The organism is Methyloligella sp. GL2 (genome assembly GCF_013341275.1).
In the GTDB taxonomy this organism is placed as follows: Bacteria; Pseudomonadota; Alphaproteobacteria; order Rhizobiales; family Methyloligellaceae; genus Methyloligella.
Genome location: NZ_CP054476.1, coordinates 1,339,967 through 1,356,650, shown reverse-complemented (window position 1 = coordinate 1,356,650; position 16,684 = coordinate 1,339,967). Strand labels below are relative to the sequence as shown.

16 protein-coding genes are annotated in these 16,684 nt (G+C 63.8%); 5 read left to right on the top strand and 11 right to left on the bottom strand.

From position 1 onward, the window contains the following. Nucleotides 1-44: 44 nt before the first annotated feature. The 9 genes from HT051_RS06385 to HT051_RS06345 form a co-directional block, all read right to left on the bottom strand. Entirely contained in the window at nt 45-431 is a 387-nt protein-coding gene (locus HT051_RS06385) for an HK97 gp10 family phage protein (protein ID WP_174541264.1), read from the bottom strand. After that, nucleotides 432-761 carry a phage head closure protein gene (locus tag HT051_RS06380; protein ID WP_174541263.1) on the bottom strand — a complete coding sequence of 110 codons (330 nt, stop codon included), beginning with the start codon at nt 759-761 and terminating at the stop codon, nt 432-434. Next, nucleotides 758-1,330 (bottom strand): head-tail connector protein, encoded by a 573-nt coding sequence (locus HT051_RS06375; RefSeq protein ID WP_174541262.1) that lies wholly within the window; start codon nt 1,328-1,330, stop codon nt 758-760. Before HT051_RS06375 ends, HT051_RS06380 begins: the two co-directional genes overlap by 4 nt. Nucleotides 1,331-2,026: 696 nt before the next feature. Beyond that, nucleotides 2,027-3,343 carry a phage major capsid protein gene (locus tag HT051_RS06370; RefSeq protein WP_174542897.1) on the bottom strand — a complete coding sequence of 439 codons (1,317 nt, stop codon included), beginning with the start codon at nt 3,341-3,343 and terminating at the stop codon, nt 2,027-2,029. 11 nt (nt 3,344-3,354) lie between these two features. Continuing rightward, nucleotides 3,355-3,918, bottom strand: a complete 564-nt coding sequence (locus HT051_RS06365; protein ID WP_333502692.1) for an HK97 family phage prohead protease — start codon at nt 3,916-3,918, stop codon at nt 3,355-3,357. A gap of 246 nt (nt 3,919-4,164) precedes the next feature. Then, complete coding sequence (locus HT051_RS06360) at nt 4,165-4,365, bottom strand: hypothetical protein (RefSeq protein ID WP_174541260.1); 201 nt, start codon at nt 4,363-4,365, stop codon at nt 4,165-4,167. Nucleotides 4,366-5,047: 682 nt separating this feature from the next. Next, entirely contained in the window at nt 5,048-6,247 is a 1,200-nt protein-coding gene (locus tag HT051_RS06355) for a phage portal protein (protein WP_246810200.1), read from the bottom strand. Nucleotides 6,248-6,595: 348 nt separating this feature from the next. Then, nucleotides 6,596-7,957, bottom strand: a complete 1,362-nt coding sequence (locus HT051_RS06350; RefSeq protein ID WP_174541259.1) for a DNA-packaging protein — start codon at nt 7,955-7,957, stop codon at nt 6,596-6,598. Further along, on the bottom strand, nt 7,899-8,453 hold the full coding sequence (locus tag HT051_RS06345) for a hypothetical protein (protein ID WP_174541258.1): 555 nt from the start codon (nt 8,451-8,453) through the stop codon (nt 7,899-7,901). Before HT051_RS06345 ends, HT051_RS06350 begins: the two co-directional genes overlap by 59 nt. Nucleotides 8,454-8,601: 148 nt before the next feature. Here HT051_RS06345 and HT051_RS06340 point away from each other — a divergent pair, with 148 nt between their 5' ends. The 3 genes from HT051_RS06340 (at nt 8,602) to HT051_RS06330 (ending at nt 11,003) form a co-directional block, all read left to right on the top strand. After that, on the top strand, nt 8,602-9,396 hold the full coding sequence (locus HT051_RS06340) for an MOSC domain-containing protein (protein ID WP_174541257.1): 795 nt from the start codon (nt 8,602-8,604) through the stop codon (nt 9,394-9,396). 5 nt (nt 9,397-9,401) lie between these two features. After that, on the top strand, nt 9,402-9,722 hold the full coding sequence (locus HT051_RS06335; protein ID WP_174541256.1) for a 2Fe-2S iron-sulfur cluster binding domain-containing protein: 321 nt from the start codon (nt 9,402-9,404) through the stop codon (nt 9,720-9,722). A gap of 276 nt (nt 9,723-9,998) precedes the next feature. After that, the gene (locus HT051_RS06330) at nt 9,999-11,003 is read left to right on the top strand and encodes an IS1595 family transposase (protein ID WP_174541255.1); all 1,005 of its coding nucleotides are present in this window, start codon (nt 9,999-10,001) and stop codon (nt 11,001-11,003) included. Nucleotides 11,004-11,393: 390 nt separating this feature from the next. On the opposite strand, the gene HT051_RS06325 is transcribed toward HT051_RS06330, so the two are convergent. Then, a complete protein-coding gene (locus HT051_RS06325; RefSeq protein ID WP_174541254.1) occupies nt 11,394-11,999 on the bottom strand; it encodes a Panacea domain-containing protein in 606 nt (201 codons plus the stop codon). Between the two features lie 1,226 nt (nt 12,000-13,225). Continuing rightward, on the bottom strand, nt 13,226-13,630 hold the full coding sequence (locus HT051_RS06320) for a hypothetical protein (protein WP_174541253.1): 405 nt from the start codon (nt 13,628-13,630) through the stop codon (nt 13,226-13,228). 367 nt (nt 13,631-13,997) lie between these two features. On the opposite strand from HT051_RS06320, the gene HT051_RS06315 reads away from it, so the two are divergent. Together HT051_RS06315 and HT051_RS06310 are read left to right on the top strand one after the other, a co-directional pair. After that, nucleotides 13,998-14,297 (top strand): hypothetical protein, encoded by a 300-nt coding sequence (locus HT051_RS06315; RefSeq protein ID WP_174541252.1) that lies wholly within the window; start codon nt 13,998-14,000, stop codon nt 14,295-14,297. A 128-nt stretch (nt 14,298-14,425) separates the two neighbouring features. Further along, nucleotides 14,426-16,648 (top strand): transglycosylase domain-containing protein, encoded by a 2,223-nt coding sequence (locus tag HT051_RS06310; RefSeq protein WP_174541251.1) that lies wholly within the window; start codon nt 14,426-14,428, stop codon nt 16,646-16,648. Nucleotides 16,649-16,684 lie beyond the last annotated feature (36 nt).

Here is a 16,684-nt window from a genome sequence, read left to right as displayed (position 1 = left end):
GTGCCGTATTCCGGAAAAGCCCCGTGCAAATCGATTTTTCCGCATCAAACCGGGCCAAACCGGCCGGAAATCCGCTTCACGATCCTCTCGAAGGATCGCTTAATATTTGATGAACGCGCGTGCAAGCTCGGGATCAGCCACGGGGCCGCCGCCGAATGACGCGTGCCATATTCCAGGTAACGGCCGACCGGGCTGGCGGTTCCCACATAGGCCTTCGCCGCATCCCCCTCTCCCTCGACGCTCACCGCGACACTCTCGGCCAGGGCACCGGTGCCGCGCGGATGCTCGGCGCGAAGGCGCTGACGCCCCGCTTCCGCCACGGCCTCCGCCTCCTCCCGCACCGTCTCTTGCAGCACATCCGGCGCATCGCTAAGGGTCAGCCGCGCCTGCAACGCATCCAGCCCGCGGATCTCGCCGAAACGGCCCGCCATCTAAAGCGCCTTCTCCTCGCACAGGCAGTGCAGCCAGGTCTTGCGTTCCTCCACATCGACCACGCTCAAAATCTCGAACACACGCAGCCCATGGGCAAACCGCATCGCCGGGCTCACCCCGTCGCGATAGCGGAGGGTGATCACGTGGCTGAGCCGGCCTTCCAGCCGTCCGGCGCGCGGCGCCTCGTCGCCGCTCACCGGCCGGATCGCCGCCCAGAGCTGGGTCACCTCTTCCCAGCTCTCGGTGAAGCCGCCACCGCCATCGCTCACCCGCGACAGCGCCTGCAGGCTGAGGCGGTGGCGCAGCGCACCCGTCCGCCGATCATTCACAGCCGCACCTGCCGGTAAGGCGCCAGCAGCCCCGCCACCATGGACGGCACCTCCGCCGGCTCGTAGCCCGCCATCACCGGCTCGCGCCGCTCATACCAATGAGCGACCAGCAGAAGCAGCGCCTGGCGGATCGGCGCCGGCACATCGTCCGCCGCATCGCCGAAGCCTGCGGTATAGGCGATCTCCAGCCCGTTCAGCGGCCGCAAAGAGAGACTGCTCGCCGCCACGCTTTGGAATACCAGCCGCGCCGGCTGGGACAAGAGATCCGCGGCATAGGCGGAGACGTCTATGGTGCCGTCATCCGGGCCGTGCAGGGTCACGGTCGTCACCGCCTGCAGCGGCCAGAGCGGCAGCGCCACCGCACGGCTCTCCGGCACCTTGTCGAGATAGAGCGACCAGCCCTGGGTGATCAGCGCCAGACCGTAAGAGCGCTCCACCCACAGCCGGGCGGAGGTGATCAGCGAACCGATCAGCGTGTCTTCCGTCTCGGCGTCGATACGCAGATGCGCCTTCGCCTCGGCCACGCTGATGGGCTCGGTGCCCGGCGCCGCCGTCAAAGCCGATGCCATGGTCCATCCTGTTGTTAATGTCCGCCGTCACCGCCGCTGCGAACAACAGCCTTCGTGTCGTTGCCCAGGGGCAGCGACCTCTCTCCGCATCACTCCGGCGCTGGCCGTTTCTCTCCGCGTCACCCCGGCATAAGCCGGGGTCCAGCCCACCCCCTCGCCTTCCGCTGGATACCGGCTTTCGCCGGTATGACCCCATGTTGGAGCGCTCATCACTCCCTCGTCGTCACCCCCGGGCTTGACCCGGGGGTCCAGAGCCGCACGGGAAAGCGCCAGCCGCCCTGAATTGCCACCGGCACGGATCATGCCCGCGCAAGCTGTCTCTCTCGGCGTCATCACCCGGCTTGACCGGGTGATCCAGGACCACAAGGGAAAGCGTCAGCCGCCCTGGATTGCCGGGTCAAGCCCGGCAATGACGAAAGAGATAAACCCGCGCTCAAGTAGCGCGAAGCGCGGTAGCGCAAGTAAAAATTGGCGGCCGGATACGTGGGAGGGGGCGCATCCGACCGCCGGCCTGGCCAGGCCTTTCCGGTGTTCTATTCGCAAGCGGTGTCGTTGCCGGGGCCTCATGGTTCGAGACGCATGCGCGTTGCGCATGCCCTCACCATGAGGAGCAAGCATGTAACGACCTTTCTCCTCACCCTGAGGAGAGCCGAAGGCTCATCTCGAAGGGTGCAGGCCCCATGCCGTTCGCTCGGCCTAGCTCGTGCCGAACTTCAGAAGCTTGATAGCGTCGAAATCCTGCACCCCGCCGCCGACGCGCTTGGTAGTGTAGAACAGCACGTAGGGCTTCACCGAATAGGGATCGCGCAACACGCGGATGCCCGCCCGGTCCACCACCAGATAGCCGCGCTTGAAATCGCCGAAGGCGATGGCGAATTCGTCCGAGCCGATATCCGGCATGTCTTCGCTCTCGGCGATGGGATAGTTCATCAGCGTCGGCCACTGCCCCGCGCTCGCCCCGGGCTGCCAGATATAATTGCCGTTCTCGTCCTTGAACTTGCGGATCGCCGCCTGCGTCGCCCGGTTCATCACCCAGCTGGCGTTGGCGCGATAGCCCGCCTTCAGGCTGTAGACCAGATCGATCAGATCGTCGCTCGGATCGTCCGTATCGAACGTCCCGTCATTGCCGGTGGCGATATAGCCGATCTTGTTCCATTCCCAGGAGCCGTTGGCCACCGTCGTATAGTCGAGGAAGCCGCGCGGCTCCGTGCCGCCCTCACCGGTGACGAACGCCTTCCCTTCCTGCTGGGCGAAGGCGAGCTGGATTTCCTCGGCCAGCCACTCGTCGATATTCACCGCCGAGTCGTCCAGCAAAGTCTGGGTCGCCGAGGGCATGGCGTAGAGCTCCATGGTCGGGAAGCTCAGCTCGTCCAGCGTCGGCGAGTTGGTCTGCGGCCGCGTGGCCGTCTCCCCCACCCAGCCCGTCGCCGGCCCGGTGATGGCGAAGGGCTTCTTGTAGACGGAGGCGCTCACCGTGCGGCTGCCGGAGATGGCGCGGATCGGCGAGATCTCCTTCACCCCGCGGATCACGGCCGTCTCCACCTCCGGCGGCACCAGATAGCCGCCATCGGCGCCGCTGCCGCTGAGATTGACCTTCAGCGCCTTCTCTTCCAGCCGGGTCAGATTGCCCGTCTCGCCCTTGCGCATATAGCTGTGAAACGCCGCCTTGTGCTGCAGCAACGCCGGGCTCGATGCGCCCTCGCCGCCCTCGCCGAGCTGCGGCCGGCTCGCCTTCAGTGCCAGCTGATCGACCACCTGCTTCTGCTCGTCCAGCGCGGTGTTGATGCGGTCGAGCTTCTGCTCGGTCAGCGCATCCACCGGAATGCGCTTCTCGAGTGTGTCCAGCCGCTCGTCATTCTGCTCCTTGAAGGCCTCGAAGGTGCGCATGAACTCGTCGAACGCATAGGCCACGTCGTTGCCGGTGCCGCCGGCCTTGGTCTCATAGCCGGCCTTGGTTTCGAGTCCGGGTTCAAAGCCGTGTTCGGTTGTTTGGGAGGTGTCGTTCTCTCGCATTGTCATATGCCTCATCTGCAAGATGTGCGGGGGCCTCTCCCCCCGCGGATAAACGAAGCGGCCCGCCGCATTCCTGCCGCGAGCCGCTGGCTCTCACTCCCAAATTCCGCCTCCCTGTCTCCCGGCGGCCCCGTCCCCGGCCCTCTCAAACCGGTCCGCTTCACATAGGAGACCCGCGCATCCGACAGCATCGGAAACGTCACGATGGAGATCTCCCAAAGATCGATCTGGTCGAGGCGGCGGATACCGGTCCGCCGGTCCGTGGCGCCCTTCACCGTGCGAAAGCCGATGGAGAGCCCGTCCAGCGCGCCGGCCCGCATCAGGCTCAGCACCTCCGCCGAACGCCGCACCTCCGGCAAAAGCCTTCCATGCACTTTCAACCCGCGTGCATCTTCTTCGATGCCGAGCCAGACGCCGATCGGCTCATCCGGATTGTGCTGGAACAGCAGCTTGATCCCGCCCGCGCCCTTCGCCTTCAGCGAGTTCGCAAACGCGCCGGGCATGATCACATCCCGCCCCAGATCCACCCGCCCGAACAGGCTGGCATAGCCGGAGAAGATACCGTCCGCCTGCACCTCACGTAGACGAGCGGACGCAATCGCGCCCTCACGCGTCGACCGCGCTGCGGTAGCCTGGGTCATGGATTTTGGCTGATCCTAAAATCTCGTCGTCATCACCGGGCTTGTCCCGGTGATCCACGAAACTGCGCTCAACGTCGAAGACCGTATCCGTGGATGCCCGGCACAAGGCATGTGCTCGGGCCAGCGAAGCTGGACCCGAGTGCCGGGCATGACGTTGCTCATGTGACTGACGCGCGTCCCTCAAACTCCCTTCATCGCCACACCGGCGATCAGCGCCGCCCAGCCCACCACAATGATCCAGAACACGTAATGATGGATCGCGGTGAAGCCGCCGTCGATGAAGCCGAAGATGCCGACGAAATAGAGGATCAGCGCCAGCGCGCCCAGCGCGACGGAAAACCAGAAGACGTTCTTCTTCGGGGGTGTCAGTCGTACAGCCATTTTGCCCTCCAGCGGTATTGCCCGCCGAAACGCTAGCATGGCGCACCCGATTCCCGTTCTCGCTTATCCTTTTTCCACAGCCGCCGGCGACCCGCCTCTATCCCCTCGCCCATCCTTCGAGGCGCTCCGCGCACCTCAGGATGACGCCCGTTTTGCAGCGCTCGCGCCTAGCCCAAGCCGTCACCCTGAGGCGCACGGCTCTGCCGTGCCTCGAAGGGCGACGGCCCACGCGCCGACGCCCTTCTCCCTCTCCTTCGTCATTGCCGGGATCGCGCTCAAGTAGCGCGAAGCGCGATAGCGCATCGATAGAGTCCCGGTGATCCATGAACATCACGGCAAGAGATCAGGCACAGTGGTCATGGATGCCCGGCACAAGGCCGGGCATGACGCCCGTAGTTTGACGACGCCCGTGGCTTAGAGCAATCGCTCGCCATTCTCTTCTTCGTCACCCCCGGACTTGAGCCGGGGGTCCATGCCGTTACCGCGCGTCAGCCGCACACGAAGCCCTCTCCCCGGCGGGGAGAGGGCTTTCCGCCACGACCTTGGCCGCAAGGCCAAGTCGTATGGCGGGAAGGGTGAGGGGGTGCCGATCTCTCCGAATTCTATCCCCCCTCACCCGGCGCCGATGCGCCGACCTCTCCCCACTGGGGAGAGGTAAAAGCCCCGCCACAACAGTCCTCCCTCAAAACACATCGCCGCCATCCACCGGGCCGTAGCCAACAGCGGCGCGCTTCTCGTTCACGGTCAGAAAATCCGCCGCCCGCACCCGCTCCCAAAGCGCCTCGCGCTCGGTGGAGAGCGCCTCCACCGCGTCCAAGTCGGGCCGCAGCTCCAGCCCCTCGCCGAAGGAGGCCCCCAGCCAGCCGGAGATCGCCTTCGCCGTCCGCGCGGTCAGCGGCAGCACCGTCTGGCGCCAGAAGGTGCGGTTCGCCTCCGCATAGTTCGCATACGTATTGTCGCCGGGAATGCCGAGCAGCATCGGCGGCACCCCAAAAGCAAGCGCGATCTCCCGCGCCGCCATATGCTTCGCCTCGATGAAGTCCATGTCCTTGGGCGAAAACCCCATCCCTTTCCAGTCGAGGCCACCTTCCAGAAGCAGCGGCCGCCCGGCATTGCGCGCACCGGAAAAACTCTCCTCCAGCTCGGTCTTCAGCCGCTCATATTGCTCCGCGCTCATCGGCGTATCGCTCGGCCCATAAACCAGCGCGCCGGAGGGACAGGCCGCATTGTCCAGCAGCGCCTTGCTCCAATCGGCGCCGCCATTATGGATATCGACCGAGGCCGCCGCCGGCTCCAGCGGGCTGAGCCCGTAATGGTCGTTCAGCGGGTGGAACAGCGACAGGTGCAGGATCGGGCGCAAAGCCCCCTCGCTCCCCTGGTCGAACCGCACCGTCTCCCCGCCGACGCTGTAATCGTAAGCCGCCGGCCAGCCATCGCTGCCGGGCACGATCTTCATCCGGTCGGGGCGCAGCACATGCAGCTCGCGCGGGGCCTCCCCCACCGCCACCGCTTCCAGATAGGCATTCCCCGCCACCAGCAGATGGCCGTACACCGCCTCGAACAGATCGGGCGCGGCCTGCGCCGGGTTGGGCTTGCGCAGCAGCGAGAGCAGCGGGTGGGTGTCCAGCTCGCGGCTTCCTTCATAGAGATAGAGCGGCACGGAGGCCGCCGCCTCCGCGATCATCCGCACCGCGCGATAGACCACCGGGTTCTTGGCGAAGCCCTCCCGCGCCAGGCTGGCCAGATCCCGCGGGCTCCACACCGGCTGGCCGAAGGACGACAGCGCGATCAGCTTTGCGGTGCGGCTCGCCTTGGCCTCCTCCGGCGCGGCCCGCATAAAGCCGAACGCCGCGATGAGCCTCTGCCCCAACGTCTCTGCCATTCCCAGTCCTCTTGCGTTGCGATGACATTCCCTCTCCCCGCGGGGGAGAGGGCTTTCCGCCACGATCTTGGCCGAAGGCCAAGTCGTCCGGCGGGAAGGGTGAGGGGGTGCCGACCTCTCCGAATCCATCCCCCCTCACCCGGCGCTTTCAGCGCCGACCTCTCCCCATTGGGGAGAGGTGAGAACCGTCAAGGCCGCTTACGAAGCCGTCACCCGCCACTCTCTCCTTCGTCATTGCCGGGCTTGACCCGGCAATCCAGAGCCGCTCGCTCGGCGATTGCCGCCCCTGGATGCCCGGGTCTTCGCCCGGGCATGACGATGCTGTGCAGGACCGCAACCCCAAAAATCCTAAAGCCCCCGCACCCGCGGCTCGGGCCGCCCGGTCAGCATCAGCGCCGTCAGCGCCCAGACCAGCGCATCCACCCGGTCGGGGCTGCGCCCGCCGGAAAGCCCCTCCGGCCCGAAATCGCTCATCTCGTCTTCCAGCGCCGGCAGGCTGCCGACATGGAAGATGCGGCCCTGCTCGTAGAGCGCCGCCACAGGCTCGGCCCGCAGCCACTTGCCCCGGCTCGCCCGCACCGGCCGCACGGGCACGTCGGCGTCCACCTGCCGCAACACGCTTGCCACCAGCTCGCCGCCCTGGTTCACCTCGGCGACGATGCAGTCCGCCTCGAACGCGTGATAGGCGGCGATGGCCGCCCGCGCCCAGCCGGCAGGGCTCAAGCCTTGCGCCGACCGGTCGGCCAGCACATAGCCCTCGCCCGAGGCGGAAGTTCCCGCCGCCACGATCCCACAAGCATCGGCCCTCTCGCCGCTGGTCACCGGCGGATCGACTGCCACCACCACGCGCCGCAAATCCGGCGCCTCGGCCACCCGCAAACCTTCCAGCATGGCCCGGGGCCACAGCGCGTCCGCCCGATCTTCCAGGATCTCCGCCTCCAGCTCCTGGCGCCCCAGCCGCGTGCCGCGATACTTGCCGACGATCGCATCCAGAAAGCGCGGCGCCAGATTGGCCGCATTCGCCGCCGTGGCGACCCGGCTCACCGCACATTTCGGGTCGGCCAACAGCGCCTTGATCAGCGGCACCGGCCGCGGCGTCGTGGTGACGATCTGGCGCGGCCGCTCCCCAAGGCGCAATCCGAATTGCAGCATGTCCCAGGTGGCTTCCGGGTTGCGCCACTTGGCCAGCTCGTCCGCCCAGGCCGCGTCGAATTGCGGCCCGCGCAGCGCCTCCGGATCTTCTGCCGAGAACAGCTGCGCCTTCGCCCCGTTGGGCCAGGTCAGCAGCCTTTTGGAGGCCTCGAACACCGGCCGCTCCGATGGCGGGTGCACCGAAAGCAGCCCAGAGACTCCTTCCACCATCACCGCGCGGGCGTCCGAGAATGTCTCGCCGACCAGCGCAATCCGCGGCGGTGCCTGCCAGCGCGGCCGGGGGGCGCAGGCGAAGCTTCGCACCCATTCGGCCCCGGCCCTTGTCTTACCCGCGCCGCGCCCGCCCAGCATCAGCCAGGTCGTCCAGGGCGTGGTCCAAGGCGTCCCGTCGCTTGCGGCCCCTGGCGGCAGCTGATCGTCCCGCGCCCAGAGCTCCCAGTCGTAATGCAGAAAATGCAGCTCGCGGGCGCTTAAGCCACCTAAGAACTTCGCCGTCTCCTCAGCCTTGCTGGAATCGCCGAAGCCGGCGCGCAAGATCTTCGCGGAGTGCGTCCGCATCGCGTCCCGCCTCGTCGTCCTGTGCCGCGCCGCCTCTTGCCCCCCTGCCTTTCGGCTTCGCCGCCTCGTCCAGCTCCACCAGCTTGGAATAGAGCGAAGCCAGCGCCGAAAGCGCCCTTGCATCGCGCTCGCTATCGGCCGCGCTTTGCGGCGCCGCCTCTGCTTTGCTCCGCGCGATCCGCGTCTCTATTTCGCTCATCTTCTCATCCAGCGCTTGAAACAGCCGCGCCACGATCCGCCGCCGCTGCGCCCCGCTCGCCTCTTCCGCCCGGGCGAGGCTCTTCGGGTCGATCCCCGGCGCCCGGCGCCAGGCTTTGCGGCGCGCCCGCCCCTGGATCGCCTGCCGGCTGATCCCGAACCGCGCCGCGATATCGGTCAGCTTCTCCGCGCTCCCTTCATAGGCGCGCTCGATCGCGTCCCAGTCGGGCGCGTCGGGATCGGTCTCGTCGCGAATGTCGGGCCAGCCCTTCAATTGGCGCGGGTGCAACCGGCGCACACACGTTTTGTCGCGTTGCGCTTGCCGCACCACGCGCTAGCGTTTCCACTTCAGGTCGCAACACGCTGCCGGCTGTCCGGCTTTCGGCCGTCCCGGACACCGGCGCCGCGCAAGGGCAGCACAAACAAGGGCGGCACAAGGGCACCGCATGAGCGAGATCGGAAAAATCGAAAGCCTCTGGCGCTATCCCGTCAAAAGCATGAAGGGCGAGACGCTGGAGAGCGCCTTCCTCGCCTTCTCCGGGCTTTACGGCGACCGCATCTACGCCCTGAAGAGCTCGCTCGCCCCGGCCGGCTTCCCCTATCACACCGGCCGCGAGCAGGAGGAGATGATCCTCTATCGGCCGCGCTTCGTGCACAGCGCCGCCAGCGCCAAGCCGGTCAATCTCGACGATGCGGACGCCATCGCGCCCGGCATCAAGCCGGTCTTCGCCGACCGCACCGCCTTCTCCGTGGAGGTGACGACGCCGGACGGCGACACTTACGCCATCGACGATCCCGCCCTGATCGAAGATCTGAAAACCCGCCTCGGCGAAGGCGACGAAGAGCTCTCCCTGCTCTATTCCGACAGCGCCTTCGCCGATTGCCGGCCCATTTCGCTGTTCTCCCTGCAAACCGTGAAGCAGCTCGCCGAGGAGATCGAAGCCCCCGTCGATGCCCGCCAGTTCCGCGCCAATCTCTATGCCGATTTTCTCTCCGGCACCGGCTTCAGCGAAAACGAGCTGGTCGGCAAGACGCTTCGCATCGGCGACAAGGCGACCATCGCCATCCTGGAGATCGATCCGCGCTGCAAGATGATCACCCTCGATCCAGAGACCGGCGAAGCGCGCCCGAAAATCCTCCGCCATATCGCGCAAAGCCATAACGGCAAGGCAGGGCTTTACGCCGCTGTCCTCGTCGAAGGCAGCGTGAAGCCAGGCGATTCCATCGCCGTGCTCAACTAGCCGACTTGACCGAACAAACCGAGACGCCAAAAGAAGACGCCGCGCCCGTCGCAGCAGAAGTCACCGCGCGGCTGAACGGCGAGGAGCATCGCTTCTCCTGCGCCGCCGGCGACACGCTGCTGGATGCGGCACTCGATGCCGGCGTGCCGGCGCCCTGCTCCTGCTGCGAAGGCCATTGCGGCACTTGCATGGTGCAGCTCGTCGAAGGCACCGTGATCATGGAAGGCGCCCTCGCCCTGTCGCGGCGCGATAAGGCGCGCGGCCTCATCCTCGCCTGCCAGGCCGTGCCGACAGCCCCGAAGATCGTCCTCGAATACGATTGGTAGAACGCCCGGCCAAAGCCGGACCAAAGCTCAACGCGCGAGATCGCCTCGGAAATCCGGGCAACAAAAAAGCGGCCCGAAAGCCGCTGCATTCTCACCCGCTGATCGCCGCCGTCCGAACTCAGTCATCCGACACCCCGCCGCCGCGCCACATGCGCAACTCTCGGGTCATAGCCAGAACCTACCCAACCACCGTTACGCTGTCAAGGACTTTTTTCCTAATTATATACTTGACTGCACATTCCCCTGATCCTATATTTGAGATCAAGGAGATAAGCCATGTGCGACGTGACCAACCCGATTTTCACTTCCGAGACCAAGGCCCGCCAGTGGCTTGAGGCCACGCGCTGGCCCGATGGCGTTGCCTGTCCGTTCTGCAAAAGCGGCGAAAAGGTCAAGGTCGTGCCGCCGGAAAGCATGACGCCCAAGGCGACCAAGAAGACGCCCAACCCCAAGCCGCAGAAGGGTTGGTATCACTGCAACGCCTGCCGCAAGAAGTTCACCGTCCGCACAGGCACCCTCTACGAGCGCTCGCATATCCCGCTACATAAATGGCTGCTCGCCACGCACCTGCTCACGTCCTCCAAGAAGGGCATTTCGGCGCATCAGCTGCACCGCATGCTGGGCGTGACGTACAAGAGCGCCTGGTTCATGGCGCACCGCATCCGTGAAGGTATGCGGGACGATTACTCCGGTTCAGATCCGATGGGCGGCGACGGTAAAACCGTAGAAGCAGACGAGACCTATATCGGTAAGCGCGACAAGCCCTATGTCTCTCCGCACCGTCGCGGTCTGCCCTACACCAAGTCGGGCAAGTCTGGCGGCGCTCAGAAGCGCACCGTTGTTGCTCTGGTCGAGCGTGGCGGTCGTGTCCGCAGCTTCCACGTCCAGCACGCCACGAAAAAGAGCGTTCGCGAAATCCTCGTCCGCAACGTGGACCGCAAGAGCGTCATCTACACCGACGAAAGCCGTCTCTACACCGAGACCGGCAAAGAGTACGAAGGCCACGACACAGTGAACCACTCGGCTAAGGAATATGTGCGCGGCGTGATCCATACGAACACGATTGAGAACGTCTTCTCAGTCTTCAAGCGCGGTATGCGTGGCGTCTATCAGCATTGCGGAGAAGCCCATCTGTTCCGCTATTTGGCTGAGTTCGATTTCAGATATTCAAACCGCTCAGGCCTAGGCATTGACGACAAGGCCCGTCACCTGCTCGCCGTCAAGGGTATCGAAGGCAAGCGCCTGACCTATCGCGGGACTCGTCAACCCGCGCACGCCTAAGCAGAGGGCTCGGAAGCTCCAGAGGATTCGCAGTAGGAGGTCAGGCCGGAAATAACGCACTGACGATCAGGCTTTGTAAGAGACAGAGCCTTGTGAACGTGGACAATAATCTCTTCGGCAAGTTTGGAATCTATCTGGCCCAGCACCTCCGCGCCGAACGTCTCACGGTTTCTCTTGCTTATATAAACCAAACAGTTGCACGCGAACACGGTTGTGCCGGAGCCGGATGGCTTGAGGCAGTCAACCCGTTCGCAGGCGACTTCATAGTCATCCTCGTAACCACCCTCCGAATTCATGAAGAGAAAGGTCGCCGCTGAATCGGCAGAGTCTTCTTTTACGCAAAGATGGTATTTGGGATATCCTGTCTGAGGACAGTGAATCCTAACGATGTCACCGATGCGGCACATTATGTTTGGATAAAAACTCTATACGTTCTGCCTTCTCGAAGTCTGGAACTTCGAAGAGGAGGCCGTAGCTCATAGGATATTGCTTACGCTCTCCATCGTCCTCCCACGCATCCAAATAAGCCGGGTCTTCGTGGGTGAGACGTCGGATTTGACCGAATGACAGACCTTTTACACTAGCCAAGGCATCACTGAGTGCCACCAAATCACTTGGTGAAAGGATGCTTTCGTCTGGCTTCCGTGCTGGCGAGTGATAGTGATGTGCCCTCTCGCCAGCGACGCGCTCTGATTGCTCCCACGGAATATCGTTCCCGGCTCGCTTCACAGCTGATTGGTTTCGTTTCAGCAAATCATACGCAAAGCTTGGGACCGGCCCGTCACGCATCGCTACGTAATCGTCAAACGTTATGGGCCGCCCGTACCTGTTCAGGTGAGCCTTATCGGCCAGAAAAAGCGTTTTTACGATCTCATATTGAGTAAGCGATGTTCGACGCGTTTCTGCCTCTGACACAACGTGCAAAATCGCTTCAACGATCTTACTCACGTTAGGCTGAAGCTTGACCGTCGGCGCTTTCTCACGTGGCTTGGCCATAACTACCTCTATTCCGACCGACGCGGTTGGGACCGCTCCGGCTTAGGTGCGGATTCGGCAACCTTTCCCCGAGTTAGAAAGTTCCGAATCACCCTGTAAAAGGCATCGTTCGGCTTCTCTTCCTCACAGCTTTTCTTGGAATCGTTAACAGAGTTTTCCACTGGCCTGTGAATCTCGTTGATGTCTTCCACGTTTTCTGCGGCCACCTAACCGCAGTGCTTGTTGTCGGACCGATTACAGGTTCTTGTGTCGATGCGGGAGCAGCGCACTGATTCGCCCGCCTAAAGGGAATCAGTGCGCTAACTCTAGCTGGAGCGGGTGAGAAGGATCGGGTTTGTTTCGCGTCCCGATCCGGGCTCCAAAGTCGTGTGGGGGTGGCAGGTTTGCGGGGTAGGTTCTTCCCAGTCCCGGCCCGTCGGTTCAAGTCCGACCACCTCCAGCGCAACCAAAACTTGCGTGAGAAAGCATGCACCGAACGCATATGTCCTTGTCAAGTTCAACTTGACGCCACTATCCCGCCACCACTCTCTTACCAACCGGCCTGTCACGCCCTCTTAATATGCCAGCCTCAATTTGTGCAGTCAAAGACATAATTAGGACTTTTTTCCTAATCAGTGTAACCTGGTGGACGGGCCAATCCGGCTTTTCGTCGTTGGTGCGTAATTATCGCAAACAGTGTTAGTGACGCTTCGCCGTCCAATCTCTGGACACGCACTAGGAACTCGAACATTTCGTCGTGTGTCCAGAGCAGTGAGTGCTGCTCAACGTCACTTGGGTTATAGCGCGCGCGGCGAAAATGTATCCTAGGAGGCTGCTCATTGGGTACTAATCCGTGACAATAGCCGTGAATTAGTGTGTGGCGTATCTCCGCACATTGCTTCAGTTCGGCAATTAATCGCCGACCACGATTTACCCCGATAGTTTGATCTGGCAACGATCTAAAGAGCCTCACTAGCCAACGGCACTTGTCCCGAAAGCTGACTATCGCCTTTCCATTCTTCGGCGAAAACTGGTGGGATGAATAAAGGATAAGATCGACTGAGCGCTCAATCCGGCTCCAGGCTACGACTATCCGTGCCATCCGATTGTAAAAGCGAACAGAGTCGTGATCGGCGTCGTCATAAGGAGCTATCATGCCACCGTTAGCCCTGATCAAGATACGAGGATGCCCAACTAACCACCTCCCTGACTTCCGCGGAACCGCCCACTACCACCGCAAACTCCCCTCAATGCGAAGGCCGCGTAATATGCCAGGTCTGTCCCGCCGCCGGCGCGCATGAGGTCGCCATCACCGCGGTGAGATTCGGGCTGTCCGGCCCGGGATTGTCCAGGCAGCGCGGAAAGATCCGCATATCCTGATTGCGCAAGGCGACCGGCGAGTTGAAGCGCACGATATCGTCATCCGGCCGCTGCCCCGGAATATCCGGGTCCATCGCCTCGGCCTTGCCCGCCAGCTGCTTTTCCACCTCGGCAAGCTTCGCCTCCAGGCCCGCCACCTTGTCCGAAAGGCAGGCGATCTTCGTCTCCGCATCGCCATCGGTGCACAGCGCCGCCGCGCGCGCCGCGCCTCCGAACCCCGTCGCCGCCAGCAGCACCGCGAGGGTCGCCGCGGCCATCGCCCGATTTCTCATCGCGACACCTCCATCATTGCCCGCCCCGCCAACCATAGCCTGTCGGCGGCCTTCGCGACATCCGGCCGCAGCCCTCCTCCCTTCACGTTTCGGTGTCTGCAGCAGACCGGCAACGCTCCGGCAAAAACCCGTCGAAAACGCTTAAATGAGGCGCAATGCCTCTTCCCGCCGCGCATTTGCCCTGAAATAGTCCGCCTCCAACATGAAACTGCTGTCATCATGCAAAGGCGCATGCTTCTATAAAAAGGGGCGCGCTGGGGGACCTAGTCGCTTGTCGAAAGTCAGTCTGAAACAAATGGGGCCGCAGAAGCCTCAACACTCGTCTCGTCGCCGCTTTTCGCTGAGCGCGAGCCTCTGTATCGCCCTCATGGCCGGCGTCGGGCTCGGCCTCGCCGGCTGCAGCAAGGACAAGCTCCCCACCGACGAGTTCCAGATCCTCGGCGATACCTCCAAGACCCGGGCCGAAGCCCTCGCCGCCGCCAAGGTCCAATGCGAGGCGGAAACCCGCAAACGCGGCATCAAATCCGTGGTGTCGATCTTCTCGCGGCTGCGCCCCGGCTCCGCCGAGCGCGATTTCCGCAACTGCATGCAAGATAAAGGCTTCAACCCGGATGCCGATCCGGCCGATGTCGCCGCCGGCACGGTGACCGGCTACGCCGAGAACTGAGCCTCCGCGTATCGCACCGGCAGGTTCGAAGCAGGTTCGAAGCCTCTGGCAGTTTTCAGAAAATCCCAACAAAGCGCCGCAATCGCGCTATAGGTTTTTTCGCTTACAACTTCGGCTTGGGTTGAGACATGCGGGACTTTTTCGGCGGCAAGCGCCGGCGCAAGCTGATCGATTGGCTGGCCATCGACGCCTGGATCGATTCGGGGCTTTACGGCGCCTGGATGCGCATCCGCGATTGGATGAGCGCCTACGCCACGTTTTTCGGACGCTTCGAGGCGCGCGGCCCCTGGAAGGTGCTGAACGAGCTCGCCTGCGAATCCCTCACCATGGGCACTGCCGGCCTTCTGGTCGTGGCGGCCTTCGCCATCCCGGCCTTCGATATCGCCCAAGGCAAGATCAACCTCTCCGACGAGTACAGCGTCACCTTCCTCGACCGCTACGGCAATGAGATCGGCCATCGCGGCCTCTTGCGCGACGATTCGGTGCCGCTTGAGGAGATCCCCGACAACCTGATCAAGGCGACGCTCGCCACCGAGGACCGGCGCTTCTTCGAGCATTTCGGCATCGACATCTTCGGCACTTTGCGCGCCATGGTCGCCAATGCCCGCGAGGATTCCGTGGTGCAGGGCGGCTCCTCCCTCACCCAGCAGCTCGCCAAGAATATGTTCCTGTCGCCGGAGCGCTCCCTCTCGCGCAAGGTGAAGGAGGCCTTCATCGCGCTCTATCTGGAGGCCCACTACTCCAAGAAGGAGCTGATGAAGCTCTATTTCGACCGCGCCTATCTCGGCGGCGGCTCCTATGGTGTCGAGGCGGCAGCGCAATATTATTTCGGCAAGTCGGTGCGCGATCTGAACCTGGCCCAATGCGCCATGCTCGCCGGCATGTTCAAGGCGCCGACCCGCTATGCGCCCCATGTCAATCTCGCCGCCTCGAGAGCCCGCACCAATCAGGTGCTGAGCAATATGGTGGAGGCCGGCTATATGACCGAGGGCCAAGTCTATAGCGCCCGCCAGAACCCGGCGAAGATCGTCGAGCGTAGCGATTTCTACGCCCCCGACTGGTTCTTGGATTACGCCTTCGAGGAGGTGCGCCGGCTGCTCAAGGGCAAGTCCCAGCATATCGTCGTCGCCCGCACCACCGTCGACGTGCCGCTGCAGAAGATGGCCGAGCAGGCCATCCACCAGACCATGGTGCGCTACAGCCGCTCCCGGCGGTTCGACCAGGGCGCGCTGGTCGCCATGGAATCCGACGGTGCGGTCCGCGCCATGGTGGGCGGCAAGGATTACGGCGAAAGCCAGTTCAACCGCGCCACCCAGGCCTATCGCCAGCCCGGCTCCTCCTTCAAGCCATATGTCTATCTGGCCGGGCTGGAGCACGGCTATACGCCCGACACCATCGTGCGCGACGGCTATGTGCAATGCGGGCGCTGGTCGCCGAAGAACTATTCCGGCGGCTATCGCGGCGCTATGACCTTGCGCTCCGCCCTGGCCCGCTCCATCAACACCGTCGCGGTGAAGGTGTCCCTCGATGTCGGCCGCGACGTCGTTCTCGACAACATGAAGAAGATGGGCATCACCCATCTGAAGAAGACCTGCTCCATGGCGCTGGGCGATACCGGCATGACCCCGCTGCAGCATACCGGCGGCTATGCGGTGTTCGCCTCCGGCGGCCTCGACGTGAAGCCCTATGGCGTGGAGGAGATCAAGACGCTGACCGGCGAGCTGGTCTATTCCCGCGACCGGGACGAGCCGCCGCTGAAGCAGATCTTCGATCCGCAGGCCGTCGCCACCCTCAACAACATGCTGCAGACCGTGGTGGTCGCCGGCACCGGACGCCGCGCCCAGCTCGACTACACCAACAGCGTCGGCAAGACCGGCACGAGCTCCAACTATCGCGACGCCTGGTTCATGGGCTTCACCGGGCAATACGTTGTCGGCGTCTGGCTCGGCAATGACGACTTCACCCCCATGGGCCGCGTTACCGGTGGCAGCTTCCCGGCCGAGACCTGGCACAATTTCATGGTCATGGCTCACGACACGGACAACATCCCGCAGATCCCCGGCGTGCCTCTGCACCCGCGCCAGGTGGCCGAGCGCCAACGCCTCGCCATGGCGCCCTCCGCAATCGATACCAAGCCCATCGCAGCCCCCAGCGACGACAATCTGAAAGACATGCCGCCCGGCACCCGCGCCATCCTGGAGCGCATCGGCACGCTCCTGGAAGAAACCCCGACGCTCAGCCCGCAAAGCGAGCGCACCGAAACCTGGCCGCCCGACGAGCCGCAACGCCCCGCCCCCGATAAGCGCGCCGAGAACGATGCGGTCGACCGAGTCAGGACGGCCTCCCCGTAACCGGCGCGATCCCCGGCAGCGCCCGCGAGGCTTGAC